Below are 14,190 nucleotides of genomic sequence, written 5' to 3'. Positions count from 1 at the left end.
CGGGGTTAATAACTAACCAAACCATCAAGCTTTTAAGGCTTATGTTTTAAGTTATGTTTCACGGCCTGTCAAGGCCCTTGACTTTTTGTTGCTATTTCCCTAAGATTACAATACTATGCGGGTTTTGTTTTTTATTGTCATTTTTTTGTTTTTTTTGTTTTCTTCCAGTTTGCTGGCTATCCCTTCCGTGGGAAATTCACCTCCTAAAATTTCTTTAACTAATTTGAACGGTAAAATTATTAATTTTCCTAATTCTGAAAATAATATTACAATTTTAACTTTTTTTGCTTCTTGGAGTAAATCTTGTGATGAAGAAATTAAAGTTTTAAATAGAATATATCATGAGTATAAAAATAGTGGATTGAAGATTTTTGCCATCTCTTTTGACAGGAAATTTGATACACTAGAAAAATTTGTGAAAGATGAAAACATTGAATTTGAAATTCTTATAGATAAAAACTTAGTATCGATAAATAAATATGCAATACTTATTTTGCCTACTACGTTTGTTATTGATAAGGAGGGCAATATTGCAAGTATTTTTGTAGATTTTGACGATAAGCTTGAAATAACACTTAAAAACTTTATAGATTCTCAGCTTGATAAATAGCATGAGGCTTTATTCATATCTTAATGCTTCAACAGGATTCAGATTGCCGGCTCTTATCGCAGGATAGACACCTGAAAAGACACCTATTATTATAGAGACTGTACACGCAAGCACTATAGACCACATTGAAACTGCAAGGGGAAGACTTAGAAAATACATAATTAATAAAGAGACAACAATTCCCAGTATTATTCCTATTAAACCGCCTATAAAACTTATAACTGTGGCTTCAACCACAAACTGTATAAAGATATCATTCTTTTTTGCTCCGATTGCTTTGCGAATCCCAATTTCTCTTGTCCTTTCTGTTACGGATACGAGCATTATGTTCATAATGCCGATACCGCCGACAATAAGTGATATAGCTGCAATTCCTCCGACTACACCTGTTAAAATGCCTAGGATGTTACTTAAAAGATCCATTGATTCTTCCTGTGTATCAACACGGAAATCTTTTTTTCCATGGCGAAGAAGCAATATATCTTCTACTTCTTGCTTTAATTTTTCTATGTCTTTTTCGCTTTTTGCTGCCATCCCAATTTCTATCAAGTTATTGGAATTATATATGTCTTGTGCTGTTGTTATTGGAATGGCAACTATGTCATCATAGTCAAAACCCACCAGTGTTCCTTTGTTTGTAAAAACTCCAATTATAGTAAAAAAATAGCCTTTAAGCTTTATTCTTTCTCCTATAGGAGATAATCCGCCAAACAATTTTTGTGCAACAGTGGGACCTATTACCATTACTTTTCTTTCATCAACTACATCTGCGATTGCAAGAAATCTGCCTTCCTTTACAGGATGGGTGAAAACATATATATAATCCGGAGAGACGCCAAAAACAAAAGGGATTTTTCTTGTTAGTCTTCCGTAACTTACTTCTCCCTTTCTTATGATTCTTGGATCTATGTATTTTAAGTATTTTGATTTTTCTTTAATTGTAACAGCGTCCTTATAGGTGAGGGTTGAATCAAGCATACTCAAAGTTCCAAAAGGCCCTTCACCTTCCTGCCATGCTCTAACTTCAAGATAATTGGTTCCTTCTCCAAAACTTGCAATACTTGCATGTACATAGGCTTTTGCTCCTTCTCCCATGCTCACAAGCACGATAACCGCAAAAACTCCAATAATGACCCCGAGCATGGTAAGAAAGGTTCTTACTTTGTTTGATCCCAAAGCTTTCAAAGCCATTTTTATGTTTTCTATAATTTTCATAAGATGTTTATTTGGTTGAGTTTTTGATCTTCTAAAAGCAAACCATCTTTTAGTACAATTTTTCTTTTTGTATAGGAGGCTATATCCGGTTCATGTGTTACAAGGATGATTGTTGTCCCCTGATTATTTAAGTTTTGAAGTATTTTTATTATTTCCACACTGCTTTTGCTGTCTAGATTTCCAGTTGGTTCATCTGCCAATATTATGGCAGGGTTGTTAATAAGTGCTCTTGCGATGGCGACTCTTTGCATTTGACCTCCAGACATTTCTTTAGGATAATGATTTGCTCTGTCTTTTAGTCCGACATCTTCTAGAATTTTTTTTGAATGTTTTATTCTTTCTTCGTTGTTCTTTCCGGCATAGATCATTGGCAATTCTATGTTTTCTATTGCGGTAAGCCTCGGAAGTAAATTAAACATTTGAAAGACAAATCCTATTTTTTCGTTTCTGACTTTTGCCAATTCATCATCATTAAGATTTTCTGTGTTTATATTGTCTAAGATGATTTTGCCTGATGTCGGTTTGTCCAGGCAGCCTATCATATTCATAAGGGTTGATTTTCCACAGCCTGATGGGCCCATAATTGAAACAAATTCACCCTTGTCTATGTTGATAGATACTCCATTGAGTGCAGGAACGTCTACTTCCCCCAGTGTATAAATTTTTTTTATATTTTCTATTTGAAGGGTATGACCTTTATTCATTATTTATGATTTTTACATTTATTCCGTTTTCTAATTCAAGTACATTGGATATTGCAATTTCGTCTCCTTCTTTGAGCCCTTTTGAAATTTCTACATTTGAAGAATCTTTGACTCCTATTTCAATTGGTATTTGAAAAGCTTTGTTGCCTCTTATTATGTAAGCTACTATTTCACGCCTTTTATTTTGAGCGACGGCAGAGCGGGGAATAATTAAAGCGTTAGGTTTTTCTTCTATAAGCATATCTACATTAACAGACATTCCTGGACGGAATTTGCCTGTCGCATTTTCGGGAAGCGCAACTTTTGCCCGAAAAATTTTATTTTCTTCATCCGGCTTGATAATTCCGGACGTTTTTTTTAATTCAGCCTTGTAATTTATCCAGGTTATCTTTCCTATAAACTCATCATTTGGATAGGCTTCAGAAAATATTTTAACTTCTTGAGCGACCCTTGCGTTGGCTATATCTGCTTCATCTATCTGGATTTCTATCCATTGTTTTGATAAATCTATTACCGATATTACGGGTATGCCTGGAGGGACTATTTCACCTTCATTTATTTTAACGTATGTTACCACTCCATCAATTGGAGTGACTATTCTTTTGTTTTCCATCATTGTTTTTGCATTTTGTAATTGTTGTTCTGACGCAAAACCTTGTTCAAAAAGTTCTTTTGTGCTTTCATAGTCAAGATGTGCTTGTTCATAAGCATCAAGTGTTGCCAGAATTTTCCCTGATTTTACCTGGTCACCCTCTTTTACATATATTCTTATTACTCTTCCCCCAAGGCTTGATCCTAATTCAGCCATATTAGCTGTGATTACGCCTGGAGTTGATATATAAGAAGCAATCTTTCCTATTTTTGCAAAGTCTGTTTGAATTTTTATTTTTTTTCCTTGTTGTGAAAATAAAAAGAAAAATAAGCCCAATATTATTAAAAGACCGAGAATTATGAGAAGCTTTTTATTCTTAAACATTTTTACCCCCTATTTTGTTATTAAATTTATAATTTCAAGATTACTGTTTATTTTAATATTTCAGATTAAAGATCAAATAATTTCTTTTCCAACAAGTTTGTTTAACTTGGCTTTTGCTATTTGTAAATTAACTTGTGCATCTAAGTTGTCAATGCGTGCCTGAGTAAGAGCTACTTCTGCGTCAATAACCTGAAGGTTTATTCCTACTCCTGCCGAGTACCTAATATTTGCTACTTTATAGTTTTCTTCTGCTATTTTTAATGCTTTTTCAGTGCTTTGAATTGTTTCTTTTGTGGATTTAAGCTCTGAAAAGGCATTTCGTGTTTCTAATGCTATACTATTTTTTACGGAATTTTCATTTGCTCTTTGCGCGTCTAAATCTGCCGATGCTTTTTGTATTTTGCCAGGAAGTGTCATATCAAGGATATTCCAGGACGCAGAAATAAGCGCTGACCATGAGTTCACATCTGTGAAATAACTTGGATATTGTGTGTAATCCGAGTTATATGTCCCTATGGCAAAAACTGATGGGAATAAATCTGACTTTGCAATTTCAAGGTTGTCGTGCGCAGTCTTTTTGGTTAATAGGAATTCTTTCCATTCTGGTCTGTTTTCATAAGCAGCTTCCAATATATTTTCATAAGGCGGGATAAGGGAAATTTCGTTTGAAAGGTCTGCATATTCTACTTCCAGTCTATGATCAAACGGATAGCCTAAAGCGCTGTTTAACGAATTCTGGGCAATTATCAGGCTGTTTTTAGCTTTTGATAATGTTATTTCAGCATTAATGTTTTGAACTTCCGCACGCAGGACATCTGATTTCGTGGAAATCCCTGTAGAAAACATGGTTTTGGCTTTTTCTAGATGATTTTTTGCCATATTGTATGCTTGCTCTGATAGTTGGACTAGCTTTACCGCCCTTATTAATCCATAATATGCAACTGTTGTATCAAAACTTACAGAAAGAATTGTTTTGTTAAGTTCTTCAAGAGTAATTTCGTAGTTGTTTTGCGCTAATCTTAGCTGTGAGGTGAGTTTCCCTCCTGTAAAAAAAGGTTGTACAAGCGAAAAACCTAATTTTCTTACAGGTATTTGTTCGTCGACTCCTGCGATAAAAGATTGAGTTGCAGGAATTCCCCCTACGTTGGTTGTAAAAACCATCTGATATGGTTTTGAATAAATTTGACCTGTTGACGCTTCAATTTTTATATTTGGGAAAAAGGCTCCCATAGCTTGAAATGCTTGGCCTGAAGCAGCTTCTAAAACTTTTCTTGCAGTTATAACAGATGGATTTTTATCCGTTGCAATTTTTATACTTTCTTTTAAATTTAAAGCAAACGCGGAGGATGAAAAAAATAAAATTAATATAAAACCTATAAGTTTTTTCATAATTAGTTCTCCAAACTTTTAATTATAATCTTTTTGAATATGATATTATAACATTTAAAAAGCTTTTTTTCTTGATTTTATTCTTGATGAAATGGGATTAAAATCCCCCTTGTATTTTTTTTTATTTATGATATAAGTATTTCTTGTTGTTCTAAATTTGAATGGCAGGCTAAAAGCCCTCAGAGGCATTTCTGTTGAAGTCTTTGAGGGCTTTTATTTTTGCTTGAAATGTTTATGGATAAGGAGTTAATTAGATGTTAGGACCTATATCAAAAGCTTCGGATAATGAGTTTCTTGTTTTAAAAAGTGTGAAAAGAGATGGGGTTTCTTCTAAGAAGGACGATAAAAGCATTGTTGCAGGCGAGAGTTTAAAAAGGAAAAACAATACTGATCGTTTTCACTTTGAATTTGGTTCTTTGCAGGAACTTACCCCTATAATTGCTTGTTTTATAGAAGAAATAAACGATATTGTTTGTTTTTCACGAGTTGAAGATCGAGTCTTTATGCTTTCAGATGTTGCTGCGAAAATGTTAGAAAAAGGAGTTAACAAAAGAATCGTCTTGGCTGTTTTTGAAAGGGCGTTGGAAGAAACAGGAAGGATTGAAAATAAGGATATTGCTAGAAAGTCTATATTGTTAGTTTTAAAGAAGATGTTTTCTGCGGATCTTTTTGAGTCTGCCATGTATTTTTTGAAGGATAAAGGGCTTTTTGCATTATTAGATTCTAACTTATTAGACTCTTTCATGGATTTTTTAAGTAATAAAGAGATTGATGATGAGAGCAAATTTGATGCATTAGCAGGTTTTGCGAAAGAGGCTGCTACATGTTCTTCTCTGGGGAATATAAATGAGGGATTTAAAGAAAAGATTTTAGTTTACATGTTGTCTTTTGGTGAAAGCATGGTTAACAAAGGGATAGATATGACTGATTTTGTTAATAATGGTTTAAACTTAGCAAGAGATCTCAAAAAAAGCGCTAGTAGAATTCTTAGATTTTGTGATTTTGCTAAATTTATGGATAGTATCAGAGCTAGGCAGGAAGATATTGTTGTTGTTTTGGATGAAGCTTTAAATTTAGCAATGAAGGATAAAGAGATAAATAGGGGAGCTGCGGTCAATTTACTTACATTAACAGTATCTGATATGAAGTTAAATATCGAAAATACAAAGAATTTGTTTGATAAGAACTGGAAGTTTGCCGAAAACATTCCTAATCTGGATGATCGATTTGCTTGTATGGTGCTTATTGCTAAAAATATGGTTGTTTATGGGTTTGATATTTCTGAAAAGTATAGAAAATTAGAGCTGACAGGTAAGAAAATATTGAGCTGTTTGATTTTTGATGATAGAGACGATCTGAAAAAGGAGATTGCCGGAATTCTTCAAAGCGTTTCTTCTTTAGGTCTTTTCCCCAGCCTATTAGATTATGCAATAGATTTGGCCAAGAGAAATAGATTGAACCCAGATTATTCACCCCAATTATTAGGAGGAATTTTAAGCCTCGATAATGATAATCGGGGTTGATTCCTGATATCACCGTGAATAATCGGGGTGAATATAGATTCTATTGCAAGTCTGATAAATGAGTCAAATTTCTTACAAAGTGAAAGAGCTTTATAAAAAAATTAGACAAATATGCTATTGAAATTTATTTTTAAAATTTACGAAAATAATATAGAGAACACCTTATAATGATAGGCTTTTATGAAAGGCGGAAATAAGAGATGACAATACCTATAACATCTTTTGCAAGTAGTTCAGGGTGTTTTGTTGCAAAGGGAAAAATGGGAAAGCAGAATCTTCGAGTTAATGCAAATGTAATTTTAAATCTACCAGTGCAGACGTACAAAAGAACAGAAGTTTCCGTTTTTAATGTCCTTTTTTCGTGGCTTGGCAGGGCTTTTTGTTTTTTTGCCGACATTGCCAAAGCTAATATAAAATTTGAAGCAGTAGTTGCAAGTCCTCTTGAGCAGACAAAGATTTTCAAAAGAAATTTTATTAAGAATCCTACTTTGATAGAGGAGAATCTTCAGGCGGGAGTCGGATTTGAAGTTGCTTTTTTATCATCAAGAGGGCATATGACTGTTTCCTCGAAATCGGTTATTCTTAAGCGGGTTAAAGTAAGAAAGACTGATTGTTTTGTAAAAGAGGTTGATTGCGAGAATCTGTCTAATATTAAGCAGATTGCCCGAGAATCGTGGGCATTAAGAAAACTCATGTCCCTGGGGATAAGTGATTTGTTTGTTTCATCAAGCGAAAACAGTATTACTACCCGTTTTGTTGAGGGAGTTAATCTTTCTACTCTTTTAGAAAACGGGCATTTAACAGAGATGCAAAAATGGTTTGTTGTTGCGAGGGTGGCTGAGGAATTGGAAAAAATTCATTCCGCAGGAATTGTACACGCGGATATAAAGGTTGAAAACATAATGGTAACGCCGGAAGGATATGTAAGAATTATTGACTTTGGCGAAGCCCGCAAGGAGGGATCGCTTATTACTCGGGAAGAGCGATTCTCCGAGGATTTTCAGTTTTCTCCCAATTACGCAGCCCCTGAACTTATGATGTCTGACGGAAAAGGGAATGTTGTTATTAAAAAAAGCATGGATGTTTTTGGCTTGGGAATGATTGTCGCTGAAATGTTCGGCAGAGAAAAAGAGGCCCTTTCTTATAGGAACGGGGTCTATTCTGAAGCGCAAAATGATTTTGTGTTGAGTGTTTTGCAGGGTTTATTAAAAAGAGATCCTGATAAACGGATGGGATTGGCGACTTTTTGTAATAATATAGAAGTTTGGCTTAGAAAAAAGCATATAGATAACGGATATTATGTCAGGAAAAGAATGATCATGGAAAGAGAAGCTGCCTAGTGCGCTTTTTCAATAATGTTTTTGGCAAGTTTAACAGCTTGGGCGGCATCTGCTCCATATGAAGCATTTATTCTTTCCGCATAATCGTCTGTAACAACGGCGCCGCCGATTATAACGGGGATATTAAGCCCTTCCGCTTTTAATTTCATGGTAATATTCTTCATTTCAAGCATTGTTGTGGTAAGCAGGGCAGAAAGAGCTATTGCATTTGGCTTTTCTTTTTTTGCTGTCTCTATTATTTTATCTGTTGCGACATCTTTGCCCATATCTATTACAATAAAACCGTGGTTTTCCAGAAGCATTTTTACGATATTTTTGCCTATATCATGGATATCTCCATGGACAGTTGCAATCAGTATTTTTCCTATATTTTTTTTGTTTTCTTTTGGAATTTTTTCTTTGCACAGATTAAATCCGACGGTCATAGTCTCTGCGGAGGATAACACCTGAGGAAGAAAATAAATTTTCCGGCTAAACAGATCTCCCACTTCTTCCATCGCGGAAGTCAAAGCTTCATCTATTATTTTTTGTGGGTCAACTTTCTTTGCTAAAGCATCCTGAACTAGAATTTTCATGAGCTTTAAATCGCCATCCAAAACAGCATCTTTAATATTTTTTAAGTTCTTAAATTTTATATCTTTTGTTTTTTTTATGATATTTTGATGGTTTTTGTGTTTATGGGAATTTTCTATTTCTGATTTTAGTTTTATGATAAGATTTTTTTTCTTTTTTTCTTTGTCTCCTATAAAGGCAAGTTTCCGCTCTGCTGTTTTTCTTATTTCAGGGTCATTTAAGTCTATAATTGCCGCATCTAACCCGTATAAAATTGCCAATTGGAGGAATATGGCATTTATTTTGCTGCGGTTTGGAAGCCCGTGAGATATATTGCTTATTCCTAAAGATGTTTTAACTCCATATTTTTCTTTGATAATAGGGATTGCTTTTAATGTTTCAAGTGAAGCATTTAATCCTACGCCTGCTGTTATCACTAAATTATCAATAAAAATATCTTCTTTTGGTATTCCAATTTTTAGAGCTTTTCTAACTATCTTTCCCGCAATTTCTACTCTTTCTTCATGATTTGAAGGAATTCCTTTTTCATCTAAGGTTAATCCGATAATTGCAGCTCCATATTTTTTCGCTAGGGGCAACATTTTTTCTAGGCTTTCAGTTTTTGCATTAACCGAATTTAACATGGCTTTTCCGCAGAATTCTTTAAGTCCACTTTCTATCCCGCTTGGGCTTGGAGAATCAATTGAAAGTGGGGTTGGAACAGCTTTTTGAACAATACTCACCGCCTCTTTCATGTTGTTAGTGTCGTCTCCTTCTGGAATGCTGATATTTACATCTAGAAGATCTGCGAGATTTTTGGTTTGAGAAACGGCTTCTTCTCTTATAAGAATAAATTCTTTTGATTTTATATCTTCTCTTAATGGTTTTCTTCCTGTTGGGTTTATTCTTTCTCCAATCGTTAAAAGCTTGTTTGGGTTTAATTCGACGACTTTTGACCTACTTGCAAACCTTGTTCGGAAGGGGGCGACTAAAAAAATCTTTTCTTTTTTTAATTTTGTTGCGCGCGGTATTTTTTGTCTTATTGATGAGATATGTTCGGGAGTTGTTCCGCAACATCCGCCGATGATTGCAATTCCCATTTGGAAAAATTTTTTGGAGTATTCTGAAAATTCATCAGGAGTCATTTTATAAATGGTTTTATCGTTTTCTATTACCGGCATTCCCGCGTTTGGCATTACCATTACAGGCTTCTTGCTTTCGCTTAAGATTTTTTGTGCTATGGGGAGTATACCTGCTGGTCCTGATGAACAATTAATTGAAATAACATCTACTCCTAAGGATTCAAGGACTACTACAGCTGCTTCAGGCGGAGTGCCAAATATTGTAGTTCCGTTTTCATCGTATGTCATGCTGGCTATTATTGGCAATTTTGTTTTTTCTTTTATTCCGATTATAGCCGCTCGCATCTCTTGTAGATCAGAAATTGTTTCAATGCAGAGACAATCAGCTCCGGCGTCTTCCATGGCTTTTGCCTGTTCGGAAAAAACTTCTGAAGCTAAATCAAAAGATATTTCCCCCAAAGGCTCTAATAATTTGCCAAGGGGACCTATTGACCCGCAAACAAATACTTCGTTGCCGGCTATTTCTTTCGCGAGCATAACTCCCGCTTTATTTATTTCTAGAACTTTATCTTCTAATTTGTAGTCTTTTAGTTTTAGTCTGTTTGCGCCAAAAGTATTTGTTTCTATTATGTCAGCTCCCGCATCCACATATTTTTTATGAATGGATTTTATTAATTCCGGATTTTTTATGTTTTGGATATCAAAGCCTTCTTCGGGTTTTATCCCTCCCTCCATGAGCAGAGATCCCATTGCCCCATCTATTATCAGTACATTTTTCCCTACTATTTCTGTAAATTTACTCATTGCTATCCCCTGATTTTTGCTGTTTAGTATATTTCATTACTAACGCGTTTTCATTATTGTCTTGATAATAATTCTTACGTTTTGATATTATTTCAAACCCGAATTTTTTATACAAATTTTGGGCTGCTATATTTCCTTCTCTTACCTCTAAAAAGAACAGATCGCATGGTGATTTGAGGATTTCTTCCATCATTTTTTCTCCGAACCCTTTTCCTCTGTATGAAGGACTCACTGCCATATGTAAAATATGGCCTTCATTTTTTACAGCCTCGAAACAGATAAATCCTTTTATGGTATTACTATCTGTCAAAACATAGATATTTTTTAGAGCTGATTCTATCTGAGATTTTGACCATGGCTTTTTAAATGATTTATTTTCAATATCCAAAATTGTTTCAAAGTCTTTTTTTTCTGCTTTTCGTATAATCACAGATTTTTATTATATCATTTTTTCTGTTTTGTGTGATTATGATGAGGTGAAATTTTAGTTGCCGAACATTGTTTTTACAAATAAAGTTACAGTTTTTATATAATGTGCTGAAGGGAAGAGGAGAAGTTGGGAAATAATGAGGGTTCCAATAACTCTGCCCAATATGATATAAAAGACCATTGATCTGACATCTGATTCCGGTCGTTTGCCTCGTGCCGCCTGATCGGTAATTAACGCTGCTGTCGGGTCAACCATTATTGTCAGAAGAATTGTTGCAATGCCGTTTACAATCGCGGAAAGTTGTGTTGCGGTGACGCGATATTCCGGGACCATGGCTCCCGCAAGCATTGACGCTAAAACGCCTATAGCGTAAATCGAGACCATAATAGCGTTAAATATTAAAAATGCTTTAGGGATGTTTTTTAAAGATATTTCCCTGAAAGATCTTTTTGTCGGAAATTTGAATAATTTAATAAAACTCCAGATTTTTCTTGGCCATAAATTTTGAATAATCATCTTTGGGAGAGAACCTGTTTTTTCAAATTTATCGATTGCCCGTGTATATAGGGCAATAAAAAACGGGGACAAGACCGCGCCTATGAGGTTGCCTATAAAAGCGGCAAAGATTATCATTCTGAAGTTGTAAAATAATACATCAGTGTTTTTGTTTAAAATTGCCGTGTCAACCATTCCGCCGAGAAAAGGGGCCTGGAACATGTTTGAGAGACGCGCAATTAGCAACGTGGCATTAACAAAGGATAAAGAAGTTGCAATATGTCGTGTTCTGATTCCTGCAAGCCTCAAACAAGAGGCAGATGTTTCTGCTAAATGTATGATTGCCGTAAAAAAACATATTACTATAAGTGGCGTCATTTATATTATATAATTATACCATAGGCAAAATATATACAAGGAGGAGAAAAAATGAGTGACATTATAAAGCATATAAATGATAGCGAATTTAATGTGGAAGTGGCACAGTCTCAGGTTCCCGTCTTGGTCGATTTTTGGGCTCCATGGTGTGGCCCTTGCCAGATGTTAGGGCCTGTTTTGGAGAAGGCCGCAGCAAAATTAGAAGCCAAGGTGAAGTTTGTAAAAATAAATACAGATGAAAATCAAGAGATGGCGGCTCAGTTGGGAGTTAGCGGAATTCCATCCCTTTTTATTTTTAAAGATGGGAAGATGGTGTCAAATAAAGTTGGTTTTATCCCTCAGGCAACACTTGAAGAATGGCTAAATAAGAATATTTAAAAAGATTGTTTTATTGTCTTTTTTCCTTTATGAAATTTGCAGAGTACTTTACACCGATTAGGAAATCGGGGTTCACGTTAGAATCAATAACCAACAAATTGTCAAACATTACTTACGGTATGAATAATCGGGGTCGTAGATTGCCCATACCTGTTAAGATTCTTACAAAGGTCTTGACAGTTTTAGATATTTTGTATTACAATGTAATACAGGTGAGTATTTGGAGGTGCTTATATGGCTAATCGAAGAATTTTAACTTTATCATTACCCTATGAAACACTGAAAGAGGTTAATGAGATCGCAAAGGAGGAAAAACTTTCAAAAAGCGAGCTTTTTAGGCAGGCTGTTGCAGATTTTATAGGGAAGATAAAATGGGAAAGAGCTTCTCGATACGGAAGAAAAATTGTTATGCAAAATAAAATAAGTGAAAAAGATATAGAGAAAATTGTTCATGACTTTAGAAAAAAATAAACTAACAGTTGTTCTTGATACAAATGTTTTTATCTCCGCATTGATTTTTGGGGGTATCCCATTTGAACTCTTTGATCTTTGCAGGCAAGGCAGGATAAACTTAGTTGTTTCCTCTCATATTCTTTTGGAGTTTGCAAGAATTTTACAGACAAAGTTTAAGTTTTCAAAAAAAATGGCGCTTGATGTTGTTTCAGAGATACGAAGGATTTCTAAAATTGTTTATCCTAATATTAAAATAGATATTGTTAAACAAGATTTATCTGACAACAAAATAATAGAATGCGCGGTAGAGGGTGGGGCAGGATATCTTGTTTCAGGTGATTCACATCTGTTGGATATTAAATATTATAAGACAATTAAAATTGTGTCGCTGTCGGAATTTCTAAAATTTATTTAAGCTTTTTTTAAAATGATAAAACTTACTATCCAATACGATGGCTCTTCTTTTTCAGGGTATGAACTTCAGCCTGGCAAACGTTCTGTTCGTGGAGAAATAAAGACCGCATTATCAAAGATATTTGGTAAAGAAATTGATGTTGAAGCTGTTTCTCGCACCGATGCATGCGTTCACGCGATTTCTCAAATCGTCTCTTTTTCTGTCGACCACAAAATGCCTGTACAAAAAATCGCGCATGTTTTAAACACATTTCTCCCTCCTGATATCAGGGCGATAGATTCAAAAGAGATGAAAAAAGAGGGGAAAATTCGTCATCTGGTTAAATCCAAAGAGTATCAATATCTTATTTTTAACGGAAAAGTGCTTCCTCCGTTTTTCAGGCATTACATTTGGCATCTCCACCAGAAACTTGACCTAAAAGCAATGAAAAATGGGGCTGGATTTTTTAAAGGGCGGCACAACTTTAAATCTTTTTGCGCTTCACGGTCTAATTTATATCTTCGAGGAAAAAAGCTTAAAGAGGCTGATTTTGTAAGGACTATATATAAAGTTTCAATTTCAAACAAAAAGATAAATTTATGGGACGGTTGTTCTATCCCGGTCATCAGCCTGAAATTTAAAGGAGATGGCTTTTTGTACAAAATGATCCGTAATATTGTGGGGACTTTGGTTGAAGTGGGGCTTGGCAAGAGAGACCCGTCAGATATTAAAAAGATAATCGCTAAAAAGAGCAGGAAATACGCAGGGAGATGTGCGCCGGGGGAGGGATTGTGTCTGGTGAAGGTCTCTTTTTGAAATAGGGAAGAAGAGGTAACGTTCTATGTTGTAGCTTCTTTCATTAAAACATGCAATTATGATCCTAGTATTTCGAAGAATTAATTGATAGAATCCTAATTCATAAGGGGTGATTTTTGTGAGACTAAATAGTAACTCGATTTTTGACTTCAAATTTAATTGGTATCCTTATATGCCATGCGCAGAAAATGCGACTGCTGACACTAAGAAAAGCGAGCCGGAAAAAAATAAAAGCACTGGAGATAGTGGCGTGCAACCAACTGAAATTGAATATTCTTGTGATCAAGAACCAACGGGCTTAAAAAGAGCAGAATGTAAAGTTTGGCAGAAAGCAGGAGAGTGGTTGCTTGGGAAGGATTTCAGTAAAAAGCTTGGTGAAGCTTTTGAAGTTGGCTCACATGAGTAAAATAGTTTCTTTCGATTCTACCCCTCCAATTGTTGTCATGACTTTTATCTTGGGCAGTTTTTTAGGCTGGGGATTGGGGAAGCTTAACCCTGATATAGGCTAAGGAAGCTATTTTTCATGAAAAGAGAAAAATTTATGGGATATTTGCTGATTCTAGTTGCTTTATTTGTTTTAATCGGGATGATTGTTTCTAAATTTATTGCTTCATTGCATTTTTGGTTTTTTATTGATGTTGCAGTTATTTT

General features: G+C 34.9%; 15 protein-coding genes. 8 read left to right on the top strand and 7 right to left on the bottom strand.

Features of this window, described 5'->3' with window-relative positions; translation table 11 throughout:
- Positions 1–115: 115 nt before the first annotated feature.
- Complete coding sequence (locus tag A2290_03790; protein OGC15495.1) at positions 116–610, top strand: hypothetical protein; 495 nt, start codon at positions 116–118, stop codon at positions 608–610.
- Between the two features lie 9 nt (positions 611–619).
- On the opposite strand, the gene A2290_03785 is transcribed toward A2290_03790, so the two are convergent.
- The 4 genes from A2290_03785 to A2290_03770 all read right to left on the bottom strand — a co-directional run bounded on the left by A2290_03785 (position 620) and on the right by A2290_03770 (position 4,894).
- Entirely contained in the window at positions 620–1,825 is a 1,206-nt protein-coding gene (locus A2290_03785; protein ID OGC15494.1) for a hypothetical protein, read from the bottom strand.
- A complete protein-coding gene (locus A2290_03780; protein OGC15493.1) occupies positions 1,822–2,529 on the bottom strand; it encodes a macrolide ABC transporter ATP-binding protein in 708 nt (235 codons plus the stop codon). The genes A2290_03785 and A2290_03780 overlap by 4 nt, the downstream gene beginning before the upstream one ends.
- Positions 2,522–3,505, bottom strand: a complete 984-nt coding sequence (locus A2290_03775) for a hypothetical protein (protein ID OGC15492.1) — start codon at positions 3,503–3,505, stop codon at positions 2,522–2,524. The genes A2290_03780 and A2290_03775 overlap by 8 nt, the downstream gene beginning before the upstream one ends.
- A gap of 72 nt (positions 3,506–3,577) precedes the next feature.
- A complete protein-coding gene (locus A2290_03770) occupies positions 3,578–4,894 on the bottom strand; it encodes a hypothetical protein (GenBank protein OGC15491.1) in 1,317 nt (438 codons plus the stop codon).
- Between the two features lie 254 nt (positions 4,895–5,148).
- Here A2290_03770 and A2290_03765 point away from each other — a divergent pair, with 254 nt between their 5' ends.
- Entirely contained in the window at positions 5,149–6,417 is a 1,269-nt protein-coding gene (locus tag A2290_03765) for a hypothetical protein (GenBank protein OGC15490.1), read from the top strand.
- A gap of 200 nt (positions 6,418–6,617) precedes the next feature.
- On the top strand, positions 6,618–7,757 hold the full coding sequence (locus tag A2290_03760) for a hypothetical protein (GenBank protein ID OGC15489.1): 1,140 nt from the start codon (positions 6,618–6,620) through the stop codon (positions 7,755–7,757).
- On the opposite strand, the gene A2290_03755 is transcribed toward A2290_03760, so the two are convergent.
- From A2290_03755 to A2290_03745, 3 genes are read right to left on the bottom strand one after another with little or no spacing between them, the layout of a single operon-like run.
- On the bottom strand, positions 7,754–10,195 hold the full coding sequence (locus A2290_03755) for a hypothetical protein (GenBank protein ID OGC15488.1): 2,442 nt from the start codon (positions 10,193–10,195) through the stop codon (positions 7,754–7,756). The two genes, A2290_03760 and A2290_03755, sit on opposite strands and share 4 nt — an antisense overlap.
- A complete protein-coding gene (locus A2290_03750; protein OGC15487.1) occupies positions 10,188–10,625 on the bottom strand; it encodes a ribosomal-protein-alanine N-acetyltransferase in 438 nt (145 codons plus the stop codon). Before A2290_03750 ends, A2290_03755 begins: the two co-directional genes overlap by 8 nt.
- 54 nt (positions 10,626–10,679) lie before the next feature.
- Positions 10,680–11,498 carry a hypothetical protein gene (locus tag A2290_03745; protein ID OGC15486.1) on the bottom strand — a complete coding sequence of 273 codons (819 nt, stop codon included), beginning with the start codon at positions 11,496–11,498 and terminating at the stop codon, positions 10,680–10,682.
- Positions 11,499–11,549: 51 nt separating this feature from the next.
- Between A2290_03745 and A2290_03740 the strand changes: the two genes are divergently transcribed.
- The 5 genes from A2290_03740 to A2290_03720 all read left to right on the top strand — a co-directional run bounded on the left by A2290_03740 (position 11,550) and on the right by A2290_03720 (position 13,945).
- Positions 11,550–11,876, top strand: a complete 327-nt coding sequence (locus A2290_03740) for a thioredoxin (protein ID OGC15485.1) — start codon at positions 11,550–11,552, stop codon at positions 11,874–11,876.
- 234 nt (positions 11,877–12,110) lie between these two features.
- The gene (locus A2290_03735; protein OGC15484.1) at positions 12,111–12,347 is read left to right on the top strand and encodes a hypothetical protein; all 237 of its coding nucleotides are present in this window, start codon (positions 12,111–12,113) and stop codon (positions 12,345–12,347) included.
- On the top strand, positions 12,328–12,744 hold the full coding sequence (locus A2290_03730) for a putative toxin-antitoxin system toxin component, PIN family (protein ID OGC15483.1): 417 nt from the start codon (positions 12,328–12,330) through the stop codon (positions 12,742–12,744). Before A2290_03735 ends, A2290_03730 begins: the two co-directional genes overlap by 20 nt.
- 12 nt (positions 12,745–12,756) lie before the next feature.
- Positions 12,757–13,539, top strand: coding sequence for a tRNA pseudouridine(38-40) synthase TruA (locus A2290_03725; protein OGC15482.1), 783 nt, complete (start codon positions 12,757–12,759; stop codon positions 13,537–13,539).
- Between the two features lie 118 nt (positions 13,540–13,657).
- Positions 13,658–13,945 (top strand): hypothetical protein, encoded by a 288-nt coding sequence (locus A2290_03720; GenBank protein ID OGC15481.1) that lies wholly within the window; start codon positions 13,658–13,660, stop codon positions 13,943–13,945.
- Positions 13,946–14,190 lie beyond the last annotated feature (245 nt).

The organism is candidate division WOR-1 bacterium RIFOXYB2_FULL_36_35 (assembly GCA_001771505.1).
Lineage (GTDB): Bacteria > Margulisbacteria > WOR-1 > XYC2-FULL-46-14 > XYC2-FULL-37-10 > XYB2-FULL-36-35.
The sequence above is the reverse complement of the archived record's forward strand: the minus strand, read 5'-3'. Positions and strand labels throughout refer to the sequence as shown.